21 protein-coding genes and 1 pseudogene are annotated in these 21,938 nt (G+C 60.2%); 8 read left to right on the forward strand and 14 right to left on the reverse strand.

What is annotated here, in order from left to right; all coding sequences use genetic code 11:
• Window position 1: 1 nt before the first annotated feature.
• The 3 genes and pseudogenes from B9Z03_RS01750 to B9Z03_RS01760 form a co-directional block, all read left to right on the forward strand.
• On the forward strand, window positions 2-730 hold the full coding sequence (locus tag B9Z03_RS01750) for a hypothetical protein (protein ID WP_176247397.1): 729 nt from the start codon (window positions 2-4) through the stop codon (window positions 728-730).
• Between the two features lie 152 nt (window positions 731-882).
• The gene (locus tag B9Z03_RS01755; RefSeq protein ID WP_085462622.1) at window positions 883-4,644 is read left to right on the forward strand and encodes an HsdM family class I SAM-dependent methyltransferase; all 3,762 of its coding nucleotides are present in this window, start codon (window positions 883-885) and stop codon (window positions 4,642-4,644) included.
• Window positions 4,645-4,778: 134 nt separating this feature from the next.
• Window positions 4,779-5,044, forward strand: a pseudogene (locus B9Z03_RS01760) (SMC-Scp complex subunit ScpB); the annotation flags it as partial.
• Window positions 5,045-5,212: 168 nt separating this feature from the next.
• On the opposite strand, the gene B9Z03_RS01765 reads toward B9Z03_RS01760, so the two are convergent.
• The 6 genes from B9Z03_RS01765 to B9Z03_RS01790 all read right to left on the reverse strand — a co-directional run bounded on the left by B9Z03_RS01765 (window position 5,213) and on the right by B9Z03_RS01790 (window position 9,363).
• On the reverse strand, window positions 5,213-5,503 hold the full coding sequence (locus tag B9Z03_RS01765) for a helix-turn-helix domain-containing protein (protein WP_085462623.1): 291 nt from the start codon (window positions 5,501-5,503) through the stop codon (window positions 5,213-5,215).
• A gap of 77 nt (window positions 5,504-5,580) precedes the next feature.
• A complete protein-coding gene (locus tag B9Z03_RS01770; RefSeq protein WP_244561624.1) occupies window positions 5,581-6,234 on the reverse strand; it encodes a plasmid pRiA4b ORF-3 family protein in 654 nt (217 codons plus the stop codon).
• Window positions 6,195-7,814 (reverse strand): IS66 family transposase, encoded by a 1,620-nt coding sequence (gene tnpC, locus B9Z03_RS01775; RefSeq protein WP_432416981.1) that lies wholly within the window; start codon window positions 7,812-7,814, stop codon window positions 6,195-6,197. The genes B9Z03_RS01770 and tnpC overlap by 40 nt, the downstream gene beginning before the upstream one ends.
• A gap of 72 nt (window positions 7,815-7,886) precedes the next feature.
• A complete protein-coding gene (tnpB, locus tag B9Z03_RS01780; RefSeq protein ID WP_085462625.1) occupies window positions 7,887-8,234 on the reverse strand; it encodes an IS66 family insertion sequence element accessory protein TnpB in 348 nt (115 codons plus the stop codon).
• The gene (gene tnpA / locus B9Z03_RS01785; RefSeq protein ID WP_085462626.1) at window positions 8,231-8,659 is read right to left on the reverse strand and encodes an IS66-like element accessory protein TnpA; all 429 of its coding nucleotides are present in this window, start codon (window positions 8,657-8,659) and stop codon (window positions 8,231-8,233) included. Before tnpA ends, tnpB begins: the two co-directional genes overlap by 4 nt.
• A gap of 11 nt (window positions 8,660-8,670) precedes the next feature.
• Window positions 8,671-9,363: a GlxA family transcriptional regulator gene (locus B9Z03_RS01790; RefSeq protein WP_085462627.1), complete on the reverse strand. Its 693-nt coding sequence runs from the start codon at window positions 9,361-9,363 to the stop codon at window positions 8,671-8,673.
• A gap of 183 nt (window positions 9,364-9,546) precedes the next feature.
• Here B9Z03_RS01790 and B9Z03_RS01795 point away from each other — a divergent pair, with 183 nt between their 5' ends.
• Window positions 9,547-10,125: a hypothetical protein gene (locus B9Z03_RS01795; protein ID WP_244561625.1), complete on the forward strand. Its 579-nt coding sequence runs from the start codon at window positions 9,547-9,549 to the stop codon at window positions 10,123-10,125.
• A gap of 266 nt (window positions 10,126-10,391) precedes the next feature.
• Here B9Z03_RS01795 and cueR read toward each other — a convergent pair whose 3' ends face one another.
• Together cueR and B9Z03_RS01805 are read right to left on the reverse strand one after the other, a co-directional pair.
• Window positions 10,392-10,790: a Cu(I)-responsive transcriptional regulator gene (gene cueR, locus B9Z03_RS01800; RefSeq protein ID WP_085462628.1), complete on the reverse strand. Its 399-nt coding sequence runs from the start codon at window positions 10,788-10,790 to the stop codon at window positions 10,392-10,394.
• Between the two features lie 43 nt (window positions 10,791-10,833).
• Window positions 10,834-13,344 carry a heavy metal translocating P-type ATPase gene (locus B9Z03_RS01805; protein ID WP_085462629.1) on the reverse strand — a complete coding sequence of 837 codons (2,511 nt, stop codon included), beginning with the start codon at window positions 13,342-13,344 and terminating at the stop codon, window positions 10,834-10,836.
• A gap of 159 nt (window positions 13,345-13,503) precedes the next feature.
• Here B9Z03_RS01805 and B9Z03_RS29710 point away from each other — a divergent pair, with 159 nt between their 5' ends.
• A complete protein-coding gene (locus B9Z03_RS29710) occupies window positions 13,504-13,869 on the forward strand; it encodes a DUF305 domain-containing protein (RefSeq protein WP_176247398.1) in 366 nt (121 codons plus the stop codon).
• Between the two features lie 129 nt (window positions 13,870-13,998).
• Here B9Z03_RS29710 and B9Z03_RS01815 read toward each other — a convergent pair whose 3' ends face one another.
• Entirely contained in the window at window positions 13,999-16,974 is a 2,976-nt protein-coding gene (locus B9Z03_RS01815) for a Tn3 family transposase (RefSeq protein ID WP_003501082.1), read from the reverse strand.
• Window positions 16,975-17,129: 155 nt separating this feature from the next.
• Here B9Z03_RS01815 and B9Z03_RS01820 point away from each other — a divergent pair, with 155 nt between their 5' ends.
• Entirely contained in the window at window positions 17,130-17,717 is a 588-nt protein-coding gene (locus B9Z03_RS01820) for a recombinase family protein (RefSeq protein ID WP_003501080.1), read from the forward strand.
• Window positions 17,718-17,752: 35 nt separating this feature from the next.
• Here B9Z03_RS01820 and merA read toward each other — a convergent pair whose 3' ends face one another.
• Genes merA through B9Z03_RS01840 form a run of 4 tightly spaced genes read right to left on the reverse strand, consistent with a single transcriptional unit; the run spans window position 17,753 to window position 20,182 of the window.
• Window positions 17,753-19,195 carry a mercury(II) reductase gene (merA, locus tag B9Z03_RS01825; protein WP_085462631.1) on the reverse strand — a complete coding sequence of 481 codons (1,443 nt, stop codon included), beginning with the start codon at window positions 19,193-19,195 and terminating at the stop codon, window positions 17,753-17,755.
• Entirely contained in the window at window positions 19,196-19,453 is a 258-nt protein-coding gene (locus B9Z03_RS01830) for a hypothetical protein (protein WP_023517539.1), read from the reverse strand.
• A gap of 11 nt (window positions 19,454-19,464) precedes the next feature.
• The gene (locus B9Z03_RS01835; RefSeq protein ID WP_010661778.1) at window positions 19,465-19,752 is read right to left on the reverse strand and encodes a cation transporter; all 288 of its coding nucleotides are present in this window, start codon (window positions 19,750-19,752) and stop codon (window positions 19,465-19,467) included.
• A 16-nt stretch (window positions 19,753-19,768) separates the two neighbouring features.
• Complete coding sequence (locus B9Z03_RS01840) at window positions 19,769-20,182, reverse strand: mercuric transporter MerT family protein (protein WP_003501072.1); 414 nt, start codon at window positions 20,180-20,182, stop codon at window positions 19,769-19,771.
• A 98-nt stretch (window positions 20,183-20,280) separates the two neighbouring features.
• On the opposite strand from B9Z03_RS01840, the gene B9Z03_RS01845 reads away from it, so the two are divergent.
• The gene (locus B9Z03_RS01845) at window positions 20,281-20,721 is read left to right on the forward strand and encodes a MerR family transcriptional regulator (RefSeq protein ID WP_023517540.1); all 441 of its coding nucleotides are present in this window, start codon (window positions 20,281-20,283) and stop codon (window positions 20,719-20,721) included.
• Here B9Z03_RS01845 and B9Z03_RS01850 read toward each other — a convergent pair.
• Window positions 20,689-20,997, reverse strand: coding sequence for a ParB N-terminal domain-containing protein (locus tag B9Z03_RS01850; protein WP_085462632.1), 309 nt, complete (start codon window positions 20,995-20,997; stop codon window positions 20,689-20,691). The two genes, B9Z03_RS01845 and B9Z03_RS01850, sit on opposite strands and share 33 nt — an antisense overlap.
• A gap of 539 nt (window positions 20,998-21,536) precedes the next feature.
• Here B9Z03_RS01850 and B9Z03_RS01855 point away from each other — a divergent pair.
• Window positions 21,537-21,917, forward strand: a complete 381-nt coding sequence (locus B9Z03_RS01855; protein WP_056242025.1) for an AMP-binding protein — start codon at window positions 21,537-21,539, stop codon at window positions 21,915-21,917.
• The last annotated feature ends 21 nt before the right edge of the window (window positions 21,918-21,938 follow it).

Below are 21,938 nucleotides of genomic sequence, written 5' to 3' on the forward strand. Positions count from 1 at the left end.
CATGGATTTTTTGGATACATATTCAATAAAGGCCCGACTGTTCCCCGCCTTGATCGCGGTTCTTCCCGCCTTTGTTCTTTTCCTTCTCGCGGGGTCATGGAAAGATCCGGGGTTGCCAGAGATCATGACGGCCTTGGGCATAGGTGTCTTGTTCTATGCCATGGCGGATATAGCCCGTCGCGCCGGTCGGCGTGTGCAGCGAAAGCTGTTTAAGGAGTCCGGCGGTTTTCCGGCGAACACCGAACTGAGCCATCTAGATACGACCTTGGATTCCGGCACCAAGGACCGATTCCGCAACTTTCTCGCGACGCAGATCGGCAAGGCCGCGCCGACAGGCGAGTCAGAAGTCGCCGACCCGGTCGGCACCGCTGGGTTTTACGCGGAGTGCTACAATTACCTGCGCAACAATACCTACGACACCGAGCGCTTCCGCGTCCTTTTCAACGAAAACATCGGCTACGGCTTCAGGAGGAACCTATACGGCTTGAAGCCCTACGGCATCGCCATCAACCTTCTAGCGGTTCTGGCCGCTTGTTGGCTGTACCGTTACCAGCCTGCCTTCGCGATGCTCAGCCAGGGCCAGATTTTCATCCAGGGTGGCTTCGCGTTTGTCCACGCGCTTTACTTCATTTTTGCGGTCACCAAACGCGCCGTTCTGGAGGCATCAAAGACCTATGCTCGTCAGCTGACGATGTGCTGCGACATCCTGATGCGGGAAACGAAGGCCTAGGCGAATTGGATAGCCCATCGTGTGGTGGGATCCCACAGGGGAGGCGTGGATCACCGTGTCCAAGCGAAACAGTCTTCGGGAGATAGGAGCAGCGTCTCTGGTCTCTGGCGGTTCGGATGGCTTTTGCCTAGTGTCGGTGATCAGAGGGAATCATGCCGCTATCGCCACTCAAGAAAAAGATCGACCAGATTACCGCCAACGATGCTGGCGAGCCCGACCTTTATAGTTACATTCGTGATCTACTGATTAGACGCACGTTTGGCATCGGCGCTCTGGATGGTCAGGTTGTCATAGATTCGAAGCTCAACAATTCTCGTCGTCGCCCTGATCTCGTTGTCTATCGCTCGTCCAACGGCAAGCCGCTGCGTGGGCCGGATTACGCGTTGGCCGTCTTCGAGATCAAGAAGGATGACGGCGTAGAGGGGAACACGAAAGGGGTCCTACGCGAAAAGCGTTCCTATGTGCAGACCGGAACTTCGTGGTTCTTCTTGATTGATCAGCGGGTCGTTACGCGGATCGACGTCACCGATCGGGTAGCCTTGGATGAAGCTCTCTCGTCGAGATCGACCCTTCCAAAAGAGATAGCGACAACCTGGACCTGGGCGCAGCTTGCCGATCCTGATTCTTTTGCCGAGTGCTTCGAGGTATTGTCGACCGCGAATCTGGAGTTGGAGGCTGAACTCCAGCGCTTCCGCCGCAACGAAACACCCTTCAGCGTTCTCGATGCCAGCGGGGACGGCCGCGCACTGTTCGGCGAGACTGTACGGACCGCGGCGGAACTGCTCCGCGAAGCCGTAGTCGAAATAATTGAAACGAGAGGTATCCCAGACCTCGTCCACGCAAACGAGATACTGAAGCCTATGATCGCGGACTACGGCGCGCCAGTATACGACTGGGCCGATCCGCAACGGCCGGTCTCTTTCGAATACATGCTCGATCGCAAACTTCGGGATGCGCTAAGTGAAAAGCTTGTCGTCGAATACGAGCGGCGCCGACAGGACCTGATGGCGGATCTCGAATCCGTGCTTTATGCCCTTCGCCTCGAGCATGACCTCCTGCAGCAGTATGCAGAACGCCAGGGCGTGGCGAATGCCAGCCTTCTCAAAGTCGAGAAAGATAGGGATAAGCCTAACGCCAAGCTGCTGGCATCGCTCGCGTACGAGACCGGCTCCCTCATTTTGTCGAGGATGCTGACGATCCGATTCTGCGAGGACTATGGGCTATTCAATGTCCGCTACATCTCAAACGGCGGCATCGAGGTGTTTTGGCGGTTTGCCGACCACTTCGACTTGCCTATGCAGGAACTCCTCAGACAAACCTACCGCCATGCGCGAGACGTGTTCCGGTCGATCTTTGATGCGAACCTTCTCGACTGGGCTATTCGTCGCGACGATCCGGTCCTTTCTCGTGCACTCGAGCGGGCCGCATACATCCTTTCGCGCTGGGACTTTCGCACTGTGCGGGGAGATATCTTGTCAGGCGTCTACGATCAGTATCTCGACGTCTCACAGCGCCGTCGATTAGGCGAGGTGTATACACGCCCCGAAATAGCGCGCTTCATGTTGGAAGCCGCGGGCTGGAATGGTTCCGATGACGTGCTTGACCCTGCATGCGGTACGGGCACGTTTCTGGTGGAAGCGCTCGTCCAAAGATTAGATCAGCTCTCTTCCGCCGGAGCGATCAACGTCAGCAATGTAAGAGAGGTGGTTGGCCATCTCCACGGCTTGGACATCTCGACGTTCTCGATAGCGCTCGCTCAGATTCAGGTCTTTTGGCACCTAATCGATGTCCTTCGCGGCAAAACCATCGGCGAGACCCGCGAGTTTGCCCGGTCGATCCTCCCTGCGCTGCCCCTGTTCGGCGGATGGTCATCGCTAGATGCAATGGGAGCCACATTCGGAGAGGGAGAGCAGGCAGGCAACACAGCCCAGATAGGGATGACGTTCAGAGTTGCCCACGAGGGTCGAACTCATGCACTCGTTCCGGCCGGCTTCGAGCGCACAGTCCAGCGCGAGTACAATCTGGTGGTCATGAACCCACCTTACATTCGTTCTGAACGCACCGGATCCGCAGACTACGGCTCAGTGTACGAAGAGGTCGCTTATAAGAACACCGATACTTCTATCTACTTCATCTATCGGGCACTTCGGCAGTGGATGAAGCCAGGCGGCCGCCTCGCATTCATCGTTCCTATCGGGATGAGTGAGGCAGCCTATGCAGGACCGCTGCGCCGAGTGCTGGAGGGATTTCGCATTAAGCTGGTGGCCGATCTCGAAGGACTCGGCAAGGCAACATTCCGCGGCGTGAAGCGGCCGACAATAATCATGGTCGTTGAGAAGACGAGCCCATCACCCGATGATGAAGTGGAGATGCTTCAACTCGGGCCGACCGCCTTGATCGACGATGTGATCGATTTTTCTAAGGCGACGCGGACCAAAGTGAAGCGTCGGCAGATGGACAGGCTTGCCTATGTGCCAGAGTTTCTTCGCAAGATCGTCAAGGAAGCCGACAAGAAGTTGCTTGCGGAAGGCGAAGATGTCGAGTTCGAAGTCGATACCGAGAGTGTGTCCGACGCGACCGAACATTTGGACGCTGCATCTGAGGATCCTGGCACCAAGATGCCTGCGTGGGTCCAAGCCATGCGATCCAATGAAGACGGTTCCGATGCCATTCTTACCAAGTTTGCAGATGGAGACGTGGAAGCGTTATCTGCATTGTCGGACCTTCCCCGCCTAGGCGAGATCGTGCGGGTCCTTTGGGTCAAACGCACCCGAGGCAAGGTAGCGGAAGTTCAGGACGATAAGCCGACCAGTGAGGTCTACGCCTTTCGTCCCGAGCTTATGTTCAACTATGGTGTCAAGCTAGGTGGCGCTAGGGCGTTCTCCCAGCTCGGGGACACCGACTGCATTGATCTATACAAGGGACAGAATATTTTTCCCCAGGGTCTTCTCGGCGCTCCGCTGGGCAGCTGGTCGCTTACAGCTGGACGCGAGAGCACCCGATACATCTACACTTATGCCGACCATCTCTCCTACAAGAATACCTATGCCGTTCGCGAGATTTCCCAGCTGCCAACCGCCGCTCCCGTCCAAGAAGGCAATGGCTTCCAAAACACAGCGTACGTTGTCGAACTGATCGAGAACTTCCCCCTCAATAGTTACCTGCTCAGCAGGGTTGTGCAGTTCTACGCTGCGCGCGTGCTGCGTTCTTCGGTAATCGAGGACTTGGGCTGCCACTGGTACAAACGAACCCTGCCGCTTCTTCCGATACCACCTGATCTGAGCGTTGAACGCCTTGAGGCTCTACGTGTAACGGGACAAGCAGCGCTCGATGCGGATAGCGACATCGCCAACCTCTATCGTGAGATCGATGCTTTGATCGCCAAGGGCCGTCAGGAGGATCGCACCGTGAATCGACTGATCGTCGGGGGAGACGCATTGGTAGCAGGCATCGATCTCAACGGTGTCTCCGAAAAACCTGTGCCAGTCCTGCACGTCCAGGAAGTTGGTGACGAGATCAGAACTTCGGACCTCTTTTTTCGGTTGGTTGTTCCCAACGCCGACCTACGCACTTTTATCGCTTTCAAGCTCGCCAGACATGTCGAAGACAACCCCGATGCCGAGCTTGCCAGAGAGGGTGTTCTTGCTGTGGCCGTTCCAACCAACCTCGATGACGTAGTCGCTGCGATACGCTCCCTAACCTTAGACGATCTCGAGGCGCGCTACATGAACGCGCTCGACGCGCTCGATCGGTTGGTAGCTGAGCAATGCGGCATTTGTGATAGCCATCGAGATCACATGATATCAGCGATGATGAGCGATCCCATTCTTTCCAAGATGAGACCAATGCTGGCGCAACGCGGCCTGCGGGTACAGCCATATGCCGATCACAGCGAAGGCGGGCGATATGAATAGGCCGCTCCCGCCAAGCTGGGCTCAGTGACTGACAATGGGACGCAGTGAAATAAGTTGTCGCTGATGCGTGAGGTGTTCACGCTTCGTGCTTCGCAAGTCGCATAAGATTGCAGAGCGGAACGGCGTGAGACGCGATCTCCCGCGACCTGATCGGCCACCTGCGCGGCGCCGAAATGATTGCCTCGGGTCCGCGCAGCCCGACGCCCGGCGCGCCCTATACCTTTGTCACGACCAAACAGTTCCTGCTGGAGTTCGGGCTGGATACATTGCGCGACCTGCCGGATTTCGAGGCACAAAAGGATGCCGGATTGCTCCCAAGGAAAAGGTACTGGCCGGGGATATCATGCCAGGGTTTGCAGACACCGGAGATGATGGGGCTAGCGCCATCATGGACGAATAGATGACCCGTGCCAATGCGGAAGGGCCAGCGATTTCACGCTCGCTGAATTGGGGGAGCGCAAGCCCTGCCTGAAGCGCGCCTCATCGCAGGAAATGATGCAAGCCACGGTCAGGTGTTGCTCAGAAATGGAGCTTGGACATTGTCGAGTGCGCAGGTGGCGGGCTCCGTTTAGATGCCGAGCTGCGTCTCTCGAAACAACGCTGGCGTGACGCCGAACCGACGCCGGAATGCCTCGGTCAAGCGAACGGGAGGCGTCAGGCCGACCTGGGCGGCGACCGACTTGAGTGGAGCTCCTCGTGACAGAAGCATGCGGGCTGCATCGAGTCGGGCCGACTCGATGAAGCGGGCCGGTGTCTCGCCAGTCGCGGCAAGGAATTTGCGGTAAAAGCTCCGCTCGCTGAGGCCAGCCCGAGCCGCAAGGCTCGGGACGTCCAGCGGATGATCCAGTTTGGTCTGCATCCATGCAATCAATTCGGCAAACGGCCTGTCGGCTTTTGCGTAAGCCTTCGGTGAGGGCCGCGACGCAGCCGTGATCTTCAGCCCGTTTGCCTGCGGTTCTTCTCGAAGCCAGCCTTTCCGAGAGCGCGGCGTCTGGCGAGCTTTCCGATCCGGGCTCGGACTTCGCCATCATCGACTTGAGCGCGGTCGAACGGACGGCCGTGCCAGCGCTTCAGTTCGCGATGCTGCTCGTGTTTGGGGTCGGCGATGGCGTCGAGGAACAATTCGAAGCCGGGGATGCCGCCGACATCTTCGGGTGGGCCGCGGCCGGCACCGCCGATGTAGCTGGGATACTCGACAGTGGGATCGGCGTCGGCGATTGCCTCAATGGTAATCGTGTGCCGCCAGTCGTCACCGAAGTCGTAGGTGTAGGCCAGTTGCGTGATGCCGCGATCGACCAGCGTGCCGAGCCGCATCGTCTTCGCCGAGTAGGTTCTGTCGCGCAAGCTATCCCATTCGGGATCGGGGATGGCGTAGCGCTTTCCGTCGGCGCGGAACTCGAACAGATGATAGTCGTCGAACGGCATGGCTGCCTGGATTACGTCATGCAAGGCCTTGAGCGTTGCCGTCAGCGGCACCTCGACCCGCCGCCATATGGCGGGCTGCCAGTCATCGAGTTGGATCCTGATGCGGGCGATGCGATCAGCGTGATTCATGCCGCCAATCTTGCAGATTGCGCGCCCCAGTTCCACGGTAGGAGGTCGGTCAGGCGGCTCTGCGGGGTGTCGGCGACGAGCGCGAGCACGTCTGCCAGCCAGGCCTGTGGATCGACGTCGTTCATCTTCGCGGTCTGGATCAGCGTCGCCATGGCGGCGGCACGCTCGGCGCCTCGGCTGGAGCCCGCGAAGAGCCACGCTTTGCGACCGAGGGCAAAACCTCTGAGCGCTCGCTCGGCGGCATTGTTCGACAGGCAGGCCCGCCCGTCGTCGAGGAATGAGGCGAAGCTGTCCCAGCGTCTGAGCATGTAGTCGATCGGCTTTGCGACGGTCGCCGAGCGCGAGAGCGTGCCGCGTTGCTCGCCGAGCCAGACGCGCAAATCGTCGACGAGCGGGCGGCTGCGATCCTGTCTGGCCTCGCGGCGCTCGTCGGCGCCCAGACCGTTGATCTCGCGCTCGATGGCAAAGAGCGCGTCAATGCGCTTCACCGCCTCAAGGGCGATTGGCGACACGGGCGCGGCGCCGGACCCGCGCCGTGCGCTCGCTGCAATGTCGGCCAGTTCGAAGAAGCGGCGACGGGCATGGGACCAGCAGAGCGCCGACGTGACCGGTCCGCCCGGACGCGCGGGATCATAAAGCCCGTTGTAACCGCCATAGGCGTCGGCCTGCAGGATGCCGCGCCAAGCTGCAAGATGCGCATCCGGATGCTCCTGCCGCCGGTCGCGCGAAGCGAAGTAAAGCGCCGCCGGCGGATCTGAACCGCCGAAGGGTCTGTCGTCGCGCACATAGGTCCAGATGCGGCCGGTGTCGGTCTTGCCTTTGGCCAGGATCGGCACCGTCGTGTCGTCGGCGTGTAGCCTTTCGGCCGCCATGACATGCCCTGCGATCAACTCATGCAACGGCGCAAGCGCCACCGTCGCCGCGCCAACCTGGTCGGCGAGCGTCGATACCGAGAGGTCGATGCCCTCGCGGCCGTAGCGCTCGCTCTGGCGATTGAGTGGCTGGTGCTGACCGAACTTCTCGAACAGCAGCATGGCCAGCAGGTTCGGTCCCACAAAGCCGCGCGGCGTCACATGGAACGGCGCGGGCGGCTGCGTGATGGCTTCACACGCGCGGCAGGAGAACTTCTCTCGCACTGTCTGGATTACCTTCCACTGGCGCGGGATCACTTCCAGGGTCTCGGTGACGTCTTCACTCAGCTTCGACAGCTTCGTGGAGCCACAGCACGGGCACGACGTCGGCGCCGCGATGACGACCCGCTCGCGCGGCAGATGCGGCGGAAAGGGCTTGCGGACCGGACGGCCGCGAGGCCGCGCAGGCAGCAACGCCTGGCGCGACATCGCCTCCGCCGCGAGTTCGTCCTCAGTCGCCTTCGCTTCGAGCTCTTCGAGCTGAAGCTCCATCTGGTCGATGAGGCGCATAGTGCGCTCGGAGCGCTGACCATAGAGCTCGCGCTTGAGTTTCTCGATCATCAGCTTGAGATGCGCGATCGTCGCCTCGGTCGATGACGCTGTGGCCTTTGAGGCGAGGGCTTCGGCTTGCGCCTCGATCCGTGCCTGGCGCTCCGCCAGAATCATCGCATGCGCCGCCGCCAGATCGGTCGGCAGTGACGGCAGCAGTGGCGATTCAGCGGGCGCGTTCACAAGGACAGGGAATCACATCCGTCCGCAAAAACAAGGCGCAAAGCTCTATCCGATCGCAGTCGGACGCCAGGTCTCCAGCGGATTGCGCCAGTCGATTCCGGAGAGCAGATACCCCATCTGCGCCGGCGTGATCGCGACAACGCCGTCGGCCGGCGACGGCCACAGAAAGCGACCCTTCTCCAGTCGTCGGACGTAGAGGCTGGCCGCCTGCCCATCGTGCCAGATCACCTTCAGAAGATCGCCGCGACGCCCGCGGAAGCAGAAGATGTGGCCGCCGAGCGGATCGCGCTTCAAGACCTCCTGTGCCACCAGCGCCAGCGAGGCGAATCCCTTCCGCATATCGGTGTGGCCGGTCGCCAGCCACACTTTCACGCCGACCGGGACCGGGATCACCTGAGCGCCTCCAGGCCGCGCGCCAACTTGAGCATCACATCGATATCGACACCGCCTTCGGCGATGACGCGCCGACCACAGCGCAGCACGATCTCGACCCGCCCCGGCGTCGGTCCGGCGACCGCCAAGGCCGGCGGCGCACCCGCGCCAATCATCCGGGCGTCCTCACGCCGGTCGGTCTCGGGCGTCACCATCATCGGGACAAATCCTTGAGGCGCAGCGCTCGGCTCGACCAACAATGCCCGCCGCCAAGCCAGCAGTTGCGAGCGTGCGATCCCATACCGCCGCGCAGTCGCGGAGATCAGGCGCGGACCGGCCATGCTCTCCAGCACAATCCGCTCCTTCTCGCCCTCGCTCCAGCGGCGGCGACGTCCAGTCTCCACCACGTCGAGCCGGCTCAAGACACTGTCAGTATGGATGTCCATACTCACAGTGCTCAACGATTTGCCTCACTCAGCGCAAGGCGGCTCATGCCGGATGGGTACGCTTTTGCCTGCGCCCGCAGAAGCGGACTGAACTGGGACTGATAGCCCGGACGGCGGGCATAGACGACCAGGTGCTTCGCCACTTCGCTGGCTATCACGCCGTCAAGGTCGCTACCGATCATAGCAAGCGTCATGTCGATGCCGGTCGTCACGCCTGCCGAGGTCCAGATCTTTCCGTCCACGACATAGACGCTGTCCCGGTCCACTTCGACAGACGGATAAAGCTCGGCGAGCGGCCCGCAAGCTCTCCAATGCGTCGCAACGCGTTTCCCGTCCACGAGTCCGAGCGCGGCAAGGATGAACGTACCGGCGCAGACCGATCCGAAGCGCTCCGCCGCTTGCACATATTGCGGCAGCCAGCGGACGGCCGGTTCGGAGATCACCGCCTCGAGATTTTCGGCCTCGGCACCAGCGATCAGGAGCGTGTTAGCAGGCCGCACCGGCGAAAGTGCGTGGGTCTCGACCGCTATCCCGGAGCTGCTCTGCACCGGCCCCCCGACCGGCGAGATCATCTCGACAGTATAGAAAGGCTGTTCGCCGCGCTCAGTCAACACATGGTTGGCGACACCAAAAGCCGACGCGGGACCGGTAGCATCGAGCAGTTCGAATCCGGGAAAGATGAAGATCAGAACCTTATGCGGCATTGGCAGAATTTCGCATGTTCTTGACATTCATGCCACATCGCTTCGCTGTTAGTTTAGCGGACGTCAAGCGTGCTGGCTCCAGCCGACGCGCGATCATCAAGGATATGGGTAGGAACCGCACGATGAAGCATGCGGAAGAAGCGTCCACACCGTCGCCACGAACCGATAGTAGGGAACTCGTCGATGGAGGAACGAGCGGCCCATCAGGCATTTCTTCCCTGCAATGGTGGCCGGCATTTGCAGGCATCGGGGTTCGCCGCTTTCGTAGCGTTCGACCTGTTCAGCGGTAAGGAACATGGCGGAGAACTGGCTTCGATTGTCGCTGCCTCGGGCCTGGTGTATCTCGCCGCCGCCGCACTCGAGAAACCGTCGGCATCCTGGCTGGTCTTTTTCGGATCCGTCGTCGTCATCACGGTTGCAAAAATGGGAGTCATCAGCGTCGATGCGACTTGGCTTCTCCTCGCTATCGCTGCGGCATTCCTCGGCTACGGAGTGGTGCATGGCACCTATCGCTCAGCCGGTGGTGGCCTGCCCCTTCAGACCATCGCGATGATCGCCTTCGGCGCCATCGCAGCGATCGCTCTTTATCTCGATCCCACCGCGGGCGCTTATCTCGTGGCTACCGGCCTGTTCGCACATGCTGTATGGGACGTGTACCATCACCGGGTGAACAAGGTCGTATCGCGTTCGATGGCTGAGTTCTGCTGCGTTCTGGATGTAGCGCTGGCGGGCGCGATCGTCATCGCGACTGCCAGCAGCTGATCTGGAACGCGCTGCGCAGCCGATAGGCCAGGCGCTTGCGGCCAGAACTTCAGGATCTCGCGGTTATTCACGCACCGGATGGTCGCTACTCGATCCGCATGCGGCGCGCCGAAACAGAAGCTTCCGATACGGATCACGGACATCTTCCCGAACTGACCGCCAAGGGAAATTCAGCCTTGCTATCAGGCTCGGCGCACAAGGAAGTGTTTCACGCGGTTCGGGCTCCTCGACGATGACGTGGAGGTCTCCATGCGATCGGCGGCGCGCTACTGTACCGTGCGTTTGCCCGCCAGCCCATCGATGATCGGGCATTCGGGCCGGTCGTCGCCATGGCAGTGGGCGACGAGATGCTTCAGCACGTCGCGCAGCCCCTGCAGCTCGGCCAACTTGCGATCGATCTTCATGAGCTTGGCTTCCGCGATCGCTTTGACCTCGGCGCTCTCGCGGTGTTTGTCACTGTAGAGCGACAGGAGTTGGCGGCATTCCTCAACGGAAAAACCCAGTCCGCGCGAGCGCTGGAGAAAGCGCAGGCGGTGGACGTCCTCCATGGAGTAGTCGCGATAGCCGTTGCCGGCGCGGTCGGGCCGAATGAGGCCGATATCCTCGTAATAGCGGATTGTCTTCGGTGGCAAACCGGACCTATCCGCGGCAGTTCCGATGTTCATGAAGCTTCTCCAGCTTTGGGGCGGCGACGCGCTGTGCGGAGCATCATCCGTTGAGATCGATCCTGCGCAGCCTAAGCGCATTGCCGATGACGGACACCGATGACAGGCTCATGGCGGCCGCCGCGATCATCGGCGAAAGCAGCGTGCCGAAGACCGGATAGAGGATGCCCGCCGCGACCGGCACACCGAGCACGTTGTAGACGAAGGCAAAGAACAGGTTCTGCTTGATGTTCCTGATCGTCGCCTGTGAAAGCCGCCTGGCGCGCACGATGCCGTTGAGATCGCCCTTCACCAGTGTGATACCGGCGCTCTCGACCGCCACGTCCGCGCCGGTGCCCATGGCGATGCCGACGTCCGCCGCAGCAAGTGCTGGCGCGTCGTTGACGCCGTCACCGGCCATGGCGACCGATGCGCCCTTCGCGCGCAGTTCGTCGATCAGCTTCTGCTTGCGTTCGGGCAGCATACCGGCGCGAACCGCGTCGATGCCGAGCTTTTGGGCCACGGCCTTCGCCGTGCGCTCATTGTCGCCGGTCGCCATGATGATCTTCAGCCCACTGTCGTGCAACGCGCGGATCGCGTCGGTCGTTGTTGCCTTGATCGGATCGGCGACGGCAACGATGCCGGCGAGGCGGTTGTCGACGGCGACGAACATCGCTGTCTTGCCTTCAGATCGCAGCGCATTCGCGCGCTGCTCGAGAGCGCTTGTATCTGCCTTTAAATCGTCCATCATCGCGTTGTTGCCAAGTGCAACGACGCGGCCCGACACTTTTCCAGAAACGCCCTTGCCAGTGATCGCGTCGAAGTCGGTGGCGGTGGTCAGTGTCGCGCCGCGTGCCTCGGCGCCTTCGACGATCGCCTCGGCGAGCGGGTGTTCGGAGCCGCGTTCGAGGCTTGCCGCCAGCGACAGGAGTTCGGGCTCCGCGAATCGTTCGACTGCGATGACATCGGTCAGCGTCGGCCGGCCTTCGGTCAGTGTGCCGGTCTTGTCTACGATCAGTGTGTCGACCTTGGCGAAACGCTCCAGTGCCTCGGCGTCCTTGATCAGCACGCCGGCTTGGGCACCGCGGCCCGTCGCCGTCATGATCGACATCGGTGTGGCGAGACCCAGCGCGCAGGGGCAGGCGATGATCAACACCGAGACCGCCGAGACGATGGCGAAGATCATACTAGGAGGCGGCCCAAACATCGCCCAGACGACGAAGGCGACGATCGCGATGAGCACGACCGTTGGCACGAAATAGAAGGACACCCGGTCGGCGAGTCCCTGGATCGGCGCCCGGCTGCGTTGTGCCTTCGCCACCATCTCGACGATCCTCGACAGCATGGTCTCGGAGCCGACGCGCTCGGCACGAATGACGAGCGTGCCGTTCTTGTTGAGAGTGCCGCCCGTTACGCCATCGCCTTCGGTCTTCTCGACAGGGAGCGGTTCGCCGGTGATCATGGATTCGTCGATCGAGGAACGGCCTTCGAGCACGGTTCCATCGACCGGAACGCTGTCGCCGGGTCGCACCCGCAACCTGTCGCCCGAGATCACTTCGTCGAGCGGCACGTCGGTCTCCGACCCGTCCTGTGCGATCCGCCTGGCAGTCTTCGGGGCGAGGTCGAGCAGGGCGCGGATTGCCGAGCCGGTGCGCTGGCGCGCCCTCAGTTCCAGCACCTGCCCGAGAAACACCAGCGCGACGATCACCGCCGCGGCCTCGAAATAGACCGGAACCGTGCCGCCATGGCCGCGGAACTGGTGCGGAAAGATGCCGGGAAAGAGCGTAGCGACCACGCTGTAGACATAGGCCGTTCCGACGCCGATCGAGATCAGCGTCCACATATTTGGGCTGCGGTTCACGATCGATTCGTAGCCCCGGTGGAAGAAGGGAAGCGCGGCCCACAGCACAACCGGCGTCGCCAGCACGAGTTCGATCCAGGCGGCCACATGCTCGCCGATCCAGTCGCGGAACGGCAGGCCGACCATCGGCCCCATGGTGATCAGCAGCAGCGGCAGCGACAGGACGGCGCTGACCCACAGCCGGCGGGTGAAATCGACCAGCTCGGGATTGGGGCCTTCGTCGCCGGTCGGCACGCCCAATGGTTCCAGCGCCATGCCGCAGATGGGGCATGAGCCGGGCTTGTCGCGCACGATCTCCGGATGCATGGGGCAGGTATATTGCGTGCCCTTCGGCATCGGTTCCGGCGCGGGCCGGTCGCCAAGATACTTCGCCGGTTCTGCCTCGAACTTGTCCTTGCAACCGGCCGAGCAGAAATAGAAGCCCTTACCTTCGTGCCGCGCAAAATGCTTCGCGCTGGCGCGGTCGACGCTCATGCCGCAGACCGGATCGGTCGCAGTCAAGTAATCCGCGGGCTGCCTCATGAACTTCGTCCGGCAGGACTCGGAGCAGAAATGATAGACATGCCCGTCATAGGTCGCTGACGGTTTGCCTTTGCCCGGATCGACGGTCATGCCGCAGACAGGATCGCGCAATGTGGCGCCGTCGTCGGCTTTCTCATGCGTGGAGCAGCAGCCGCCGGATTGGCCGTGTTTGTGGTGCGGTTCCTGTTTCATGGGGTCCTCGCATCTGTGATCGGACCATGGATGCACCTTCCAGCCACTGGAGGGTCAAGCAGTTTCCGCATTAACTTACTTGACCTTCCCCTAGCTGGAAGGTGCAGCCTGTCCGTCATCGACCCAATGAAACAGGAGAACGCCGTGAACAGGATTGCCATGATCGCCGCCGCCCTTGGGCTTGCCATGGTCCTTTCAGCGCCAACATTCGCCCAGACGAACACAGGGGCCATGGACCATGGTTCAATGCCGATGGGCGAGATGACGGGAGCCTCGAAGGCATACATGGATGCGATGCAGAAAATGGACGACGAAATGGGCGCCATGAAGATGACCGGCAAGCCCGGCGTCGACTTCGCGAAGATGATGATTCCACACCATCAGAGCGCGATCGACATGGCGAAGGCCTATCTGGAAAGCGACGAGAAGGATCCCGAACTGGTAAAGCTGTCGAATGAGATTGTCGCCGCCCAGGAAACTGAGATCGCGTTCCTGAAAGCATGGCTCGAGAAGAACGACCAGTAACCACTCAGATCCAGCTCAGCGTCGCGGCGGCAAGCAAAATGTAGCGAGCCGTCTTGGCGACCGTGACAAGGAGGGGTCAGAACAAGAGCTGCTCGAAATCGTACGCTAAGACCGAACGGAGCGGGAACGTCATGCAGCGCGGAGGATTCTTCCAGGAAGTCGCAATGGCCTGAAGCCTTCGGGCATCTGCTGCTCGGTGTCCCAGGAATAGATGCCGGTGAGATTTATGTGCTCCCAGCTGAGTGGCGAGACATGCTTGAGCAATATGTCGGGGATAGTTCGACCACTTTGACGCAGATGGGCTACGGCACGGCTGAGATAAACGGTATTCCAGTGGACGATGGCGCTGACGACAAGGTTGAGGCCCGAGGCACGGAATGCCTGACTTTCGAACGATCGGTCGCGGATTTCGCCGCGCTCATGGAAGAAAACGGCCCGCTTGAGCTTGTGGGCGGATTCTCCTTTGTTAAGACCGGCTTGACATCGCCGGCGAAGTGCCGGGTTGGAATACCATTCGATCATAAACAGGGATCGCTCGATGCGCCCGAGCTCACGCAGGGCTTTCGCCAACTGGCTCGGTTTCGAGGATGCCGCCAGCTTTTTGAGGATCATTGAGGGCGCAACAGAGCGTGTCGTGATTGATGCCGCCAGATGGAGAAGGTCATCCCAGTGTTCCAGAATGAGGGCGGTATTGATCGGCGCGCCGATATGGTTGGCCAGTGCTGGATATGAGTCGGCCTTTTCGAAAGTATGGAACTTCCGGTCCTTGAGATTGCGCAGCCGAGGCGCAAAACGCTTTCCGATCAGAGTGAAGAGGGCAAATACATGATCGCTCGCACCTCCGGTATCGGTAAAGTGCTCCTCGATCTCCAGGATGGTGTCGTGGTCGAACAGGCCGTCGAGAACATAGGCTGCCTCGCTCTCGGTCGGGCTGATCGGCAGAATGCTGAAATAGCCGTACTGATCGGAAAGGTGGCTGTAAAATTTCGAGCCTGGCTCGCTGCCATAATGCAGGTTGATATCACCGCGTTTGGCGGCACGATCACTGGCCCGGAAGAACTGACCATCAGATGATGCGGTCGTCCCTGTTCCCCAGAGCTGGGCGTGGGGATGACGCGCATGGGCGTCGGTCACACATGCCTGCGCTGCGCGATAGGTTTCCGTGCGGGCATGGAACATGCGCATCCATCCGATCTGATGGGCGCTGATCCCCTTGGAGGCTCCGGCCATACGTTTCGGGCCAAGATTGGTGGCGTCCGCGAGCGTGCCGGCGAGCATGGCCGGAATGTTTTGCGGTGAATCGCCCGTTCGAACATGGGTGAACTGGTCGGCAAAGCCGGTCCACTCATGCACGTCTCTTAAGAGATCCGGCACTTCGACAAGCGGATACATTTCGCTGAGTTCGATATTTAGTTCATCGGCTGCAGCGGGCACTTCGCTCGCCAGCGGTGTTACAATCAGGGTTCCGGCATCGAGACGGACGCCTTCAAGTTTGCCGTTGCGGGCGCGATGGGCGAGACGTTTCAGATTGAAGTCCAGCAATTGTTGCATTTCGGTGAGCCAAGCCACCCCGTCGCGCTGCACACCGAGCCCAAGCTGGTCAGTTTCCTTCAGCTTGGTAAAAGTAGGGCGGGGCATGAAATTTTCATTTATCGGCCGGAACGCCCTGCTGCCTTCGACCCAGATGTCGGCCGAACGAAGCCGCTCGCGCAACGCTGCCAGTGTTGCAATCTCATAGAGACGGCGATCGGCCTTTGCCTGCCCGAAGATCAGTTTACGCTCCGCCGCGCCGAGATGAGCGATCGGGACACGTTCGGGAAGCACGCGCCTTCCTTCCGCGTAAAGGGATCTGAGTGTTTCGATCGCTGCCAGCAAAGGATCATACCGACGACTTGAATGGAATGTGAAGGTCAGGAGGAACCGGCCTGCATAATTGCGAACATTGGCATATTGCTCAGCGGCAATAAGCAAGGGTGAGGCGTCATTGTCTTCCACCATCGCCGCAAGCGTCGGCTTTGCCTGCACCAAGCGATGCCAGCCGACGTGGCGGTCGAGCGTTTCAATTGCATCTTCATCATTGTCATTGGCGCACTGAAGAGCCGATATCGTGTCGAGAAACAGCCGTAGTGCCTTAGCCGTCTCCATCCGGGTGTTCACATGGCGCTGCTTCTTGCGGTTATTCGCCTGCGAAAACAGCCTGCCGATCAGCTTGATGAACATGGTGACTGCGGCGTCGGTGAGCTTTTGCCCAAGCTTGATGATCTGCGCGATGATCGTCGCGCGCCGCCGACTGGCGTTGAAGTCGGCGGCAAGCCATGCCGGTGTCACATCGCCCTCCCGGACCATCTGCTCCCAGCGACCGGAGTGGATGCGGGCTTGTAGTCGGGGATCGATATCGAGCGCGCGGATGAAAGCGATCCTGTCGGTCAGCGTGACCAGGTTGGTTGCTCCCGGAGCATCTGGCGCAGATCGCAGCCAATGGAATCGCGTCTGTCTTATCTCGGGATCAACCGTCAAAAGATCATCGAGGGATTGGAGCTTTTCGGCTGAAAGGCCCGATATCAGGGCAGCCTCGGCGCGACGGCGGGCTATTACGCGGCCGGCAAAGCCGATCCGCTCTATTGTGTCAGGTGCGGGAAGTAACACCTTCCGCTCCCGCAGCGTGGTGACAATAGCTTGGGCAATAGAATGGCCCTTGTCCGTTGCGGTCGCCGTTTCGACGGCGGATAGTAAGGCGGCGCGCCGGTCCTGTGCTGTTGCTGTTCGTTTTCCAAAATAGGAAAGCAAATGCGCGATATGCTCGCGGCGAGTTTCCTCCCGCCTGGCATAGGAACGGAAACTCTCCGGATCAGCATCCAATTGTTCGGCTATATAATTGAGCATCGCCCTCGGCGGAATTTCGTGCACCATGAGAGCCCGGCCCGGATGCCGCATCATGCAAAGCTGGACAGCAAAGCCGAGCTGGTTATGTTTTCGCCTGCGGACTTCGATCTCCAGCCGGTCCGATGGAGATAGAGTGTAGTGACGGATCAGACTATCCTCATCGGTCGGTACGCCGAACAGCTCCTGTTGATCCTGAATTTTGAGAAACTTCCGCCGCGCCATTTTTTACTCCATACAAACTTGCGTCGATGGTTCCGGGCATGTCCGGAAACGGTCGTTTGCGTACAGGCCTAAATCACCCTGTCCACAAATTATCTTGACTTATTTGTGGGCAGGCATCACCTTTCGGACAACCTATTCGGACGAAATTGAACCTTATGCCACGCACCTTTGCCTATGTCCGTGTCTCCACGACCGGACAGACCACCGAAAACCAGATTCAGGAAATCGAAGCGGCCGGCTTCCACGTCGAGCCACGCCGTATAGTCACCGAGACCATCTCGGGCAGCGTCGCCATTGCGCAGCGCCGGGGTTTCTCGCGACTGATGGATAAACTCGAAGCCGGGGACGTGCTCATCGTCACCAAGCTCGATCGGCTCGGCCGAGATGCGATCGATGTCAGTACGACGGTCAGGAAACTGGAGGAGCTGGGCGTGCGGGTCCATTGTCTGGCCCTCGGCGGCGTCGATCTGGCGAGTTCCGCCGGGAAGATGACGATGAGCGTCATCAATGCCGTCGCTCAGTTCGAGCGTGATCTGCTGATCGAACGCACGCAGTCGGGCCTCAAACGAGCCAAGTCGGAAGGCAAGACCCTCGGCCGTCCCGCTCGGCTCAATGAGAAGCAGAAATTGGATGTTCTCTCGGATTTGGCGGGCGGGATGAGCGTTTCCGCACTCGCCAGAAAATTTGACACCAGCCGCCAGACCATCATGCGTGTCAGGATCGAGGGCGACCGCTCCGTTTAAGCGTGACTTGAGTAGGCACCCGTTTCCCTTTCGCCTCACCCCGCGCAGCAGGACAGTTTTTTCACATCCCTGTCGAAGGTCTGAGCCGCAAGCTTCAAACCTTCGACAGTCGTCAGATATGGAAAGATCGTCTCCGAGAGATCATCGATCGTCAGGCCGCAGCGGATGGCCAAGGCTGCCGTCTGAATGCTGTCAGCACCCTCTGGTGCAAGGATGTGAGCGCCAAGGAGTTTCCGGGTTGACCCGTCGGCGACCAGCTTGATCAGGCCGCGCGTGTCGCGCGCCGCCAGCGCCCGCGGCACATTGTCGAGGGAAAGGACGGAGGTGCGAACCGAATGTCCGGCAGCCCGCGCCTGCGCTTCGGTCATGCCGACGCTCGCCACCTGCGGATCGGTAAAGACCACGGCGGGCATTGCGGTGTTGTCGTAACTCAGGCTGTCGCCGTTCAATGCGTTCTTGGCGGCGAGCTTTGCGCCATAGGCGGCCATGTAGACGAACTGATCTTTTCCGGTTACATCGCCGGCGGCATAGACGCCCGCCTTCGAGGTGCGCATGCGATCATCAACGATGATGGCCCCGGCCGGTGTCAGGTCTATACCGGTTTCAGCAAGCCCAAGGGCTTCAGTGTTCGAGCGGCGTCCCGTCGCCACAAGAATCCGCTCGGCAGTCAAGATTTCCGGACGTCCGTCCCGCGCGATGGCGAGGGCAACACCACCATCATCGGTCTTGCGGGCGGACTCGTAGGTAATGCCGCTGACGATTTTAATCCCCTCATCGGCCAGATAGGTGGCAAGCGCAGCGCCGATTTCGGGTTCAGCCTCCGGCAGAAGCCGGCTGCGGAACACGAGTGTCACTTCGACACCGGCCCGTGCGAAAGTCTGGGCAAGCTCCACGCCGATGTAGCCGCCGCCAAGCACTATCATCGAGCGTGGCAGCTCGGTCAGGGCGAGCGCTGTCGTGCTGTCGAGCGGCGATACGTCAGCGATCCCCGGAATCCCCGGCAACGCCGGACGCGCACCGGTGGTGATGATAATTCGCTCGGAGCCGATGTGCTGGCCCGCGACCTGGACACCGCCGTCAACGAGGCGGGCCGGACCTTCGTGGTAGACCACATTGTTGTACTCCGGCAGCAGATCAGCGTATTTCGCCTGTCGCAGACCGGCAACCAAAGCGTCTTTCTGGGCGATCTGAGCGGCCCAATCAACCACGCGCGCGCCGCTTTCGATCCCATCAAACCGGGCAGCCGCATCGTTGGCGTGACGTACAGCCTCCGTGGCCCGGATCAGGGCTTTCGAGGGCACGCAGCCGATGTTGACGCATGTACCGCCGATCGTGCCATGCCCGACAAGAGCCACTTGGGCGCCTAGTTCGGCGGCCGTGATCGCGGCGGAGAAACCGGCCGAGCCAGCTCCGACGACCACAAGATCATAACGGCCGTTGCCTTTGTTGGAAGTTGGAACGTCGCAAGCTTCACACATTCAATTCACCTTTGTTGTCTTGTTATTCATCGAGCAGCAATTGGCATCCGCTGATGAGGCGGAACGCCGACGCCGGTAAAGATAAAGTGCGGACGCCCCAATCGCGGCGAGAGCGATCGGGATCAGCACATAGCCGGCCGCTGCGAACCATGCGGAAAAGCCAAAAGAGCCAGCGGCGACCAAAAGAAATGGCGCGGCGCAACAGATGACGGCGAGAAACCCGACTTCGCCAAGGCCGATGAACTTTCCATCTGTCATGCTGAACCTCCTTACTGCGAAACGCCGGACGGATAGCCAGCATTGGTGGTTGCGGTGATCAGCGCGGCGACATTCGTCTGGCTGTCGTCAAAGCGCACCTTCGCGATCGCCGCGCCGGTCGCCTCCGATACATCAACATCGAGCACGCCTGGAACGTTGCTGAGCGCCCGCTTCACAATCGGGCCGCAGAGTTCGCAGGTGGCATTGGCAACATTCAAGGTTACGGTCTGCTCGGCGGCAAAAGCGTGACCACCCGTCAGCAGGGACGCAGTAAGGGCAATGAGGGGCAGGATTTTCATGAGATTCTCCTTGGGATTAAGCATCGAGGACAAGGCGGGCGGCGTAGGGAAAGCCCACGGCGATAATGATCAAGACAGTTGCGACCCAAAGGCCGATCTTGGCGTTCCGATGGGATGATGGACGCGCGCAGTAGGAACCCTCGGCGCATTCAGCCGCCTTCGGCCTGCGATAGACGAGATAGAAACCGTAGCCGAGGCAGGCGAGCGCGATCGTGATAAACACAGGCTGGTAGGGTTCGAACGCGGTCAAATTGCCGATCCACGCGCCGCTGATGCCAGCGAAGAACAAGGCAAAGGGCAGCACGCAACAGGTTGCTGCGCCCAGTGCCGCAACGATGCCGCCGACCGACAGCAATGCTGCCCGATCAAAACCCTTTTCGGCTGGCTCTGTGACTGTATTTGCCAGCGTCCGTGTTTCATCCTGCATCATCGTTCACATGCTCCCGCAATTGATCTATCGTGACCCTAGTGCCTGTAGCGACTACAGGGTCAAGCGAGAAATTTTCACGGATTTGTGCGAGCTATGTGATGACACAGAATGATGAATTTTCGATCGGCGTGCTGTCCGAGCGCAGCGGCGTCAACATAGAGACGATCCGCTATTACGAGAAAATCGGCGTCATGCCGAAGCCCGCCCGCAGCGCAGCGGGTTATCGTATCTACACAACTGAACACGCAAGGCGGCTGCATTTCGTGCGGCGCGGCCGTGAACTCGGCTTCAGCCTGGACGAGTTGCGCGGCCTGCTTCGCCTGGTCGATGGGCATACCTACACCTGCCGGGAGGTCCATGCGCTCACCATCGAACATTTGAAAGATATCCGTCAGAAAATCGCCGATCTGCGGCGTCTGGAGCGGGCCATGTCGAATATGGCGGCGCAATGCACCGGCGATCAGGTTCCAGAATGTCCGGTCATAGATGCCCTTTTTGAAATGCGGTCAATCAAGCGTTCCCGCTCCGTTCAAGCTTAGCGTACGATTTCGAGCAGCTCTTGTTCTGACCCCAGTACGGTTGGCAAGGCATATCGTGGGCACGACTTTAATGCCCAGGACCTTGGCGACTACCCAGCGTGCATGCCCATCGATGATGTAATTGTTTTCATCGACGATGATAGGGATCACCATGCCAGATTGCTCCATGCTGGCGCGCAGCATGTTCAGATTTTTCCGGTTGTGATTCCGCAATGACCGCCGGGGCGGCTTCAGTTCGTCAACGCGGAGAAACTGTATTTCCAGGTGGTTTTTCATGAGGGCATTCCCACATTGGGTTTCGACAAGCAGACCCGGCTGGATCTGCCTCTGTGGGGGCTCATAAGATCTCTAACACTTGTCGATTGCGCGGGATCGTTTGGAAAGAACCATATAAATCAAATAGCTATGACAAATTGGAATTATTTCGGTTACAAGCAGAAACAATTTGTGACAGGAATATTCGATTTTTTTGACGCCCCGAGCCGCCGAAACCGTCGCGATGTGCCTGCAATCACCGAAACCGGGAGAGCCGCTTGGTCCCGAACTCGTGCAGCTGTTGCGCCTCAGGCCAACCCTGGCTGCCGGTCTGTTTCCAAGCTCTTGTTCAGTCCCTGAAAGCGGACAAAAACTCAGTTCGTGCCTGGTGAATTTGACCTAGTAAAAGATGTCTGGCGGGCGCTCATCAAGGACGCGTAAGCTCTTAGCTGTGCGCATGAAAGCTTTATTGCCGGGACTGGACGTGACGCTCAACATCCTCGGCGCCGGCGCGGTGGACGATATTCACTTTCAGGGGCGATGCGCGCAGTGCCCTGTTGATGGAAGTCAATTCCAACCCGGCGCTCTATTCGGCCGAGGCGACCGAAGCGCATTCGCTCCAGCTGGTGGCCTTCCTCGAAAAGGCCATGAAAGCGGCGACGCTGGCCGACGTGCAGACCGCCTGCGGGGCCGACATCGAGTGCTATCTGGTAGAGGCGAACCGGACCGAGCACGAGGTGCCGGGCATCACCCTCATGGCGTTGATCGAAGCGACGATGCGCGAAACGCCGGATGCGCCGGCGCTGGTTTATGAGGGTGTTACACTCAGCTATGCCGAACTCGACAGGCGCACGACGGCCCTTGCCGGCGAACTGGCGCGACGTAGCGGAGGACGCGACCGAATCGTCGCGGTGACGCTGTCACGCTCGCTAAATTCCTGACACCTCCACCGCCAGCCTCAC

The sequence above is a fragment of the Mesorhizobium australicum genome (assembly GCF_900177325.1).
Lineage (GTDB): Bacteria > Pseudomonadota > Alphaproteobacteria > Rhizobiales > Rhizobiaceae > Mesorhizobium_A > Mesorhizobium_A australicum_A.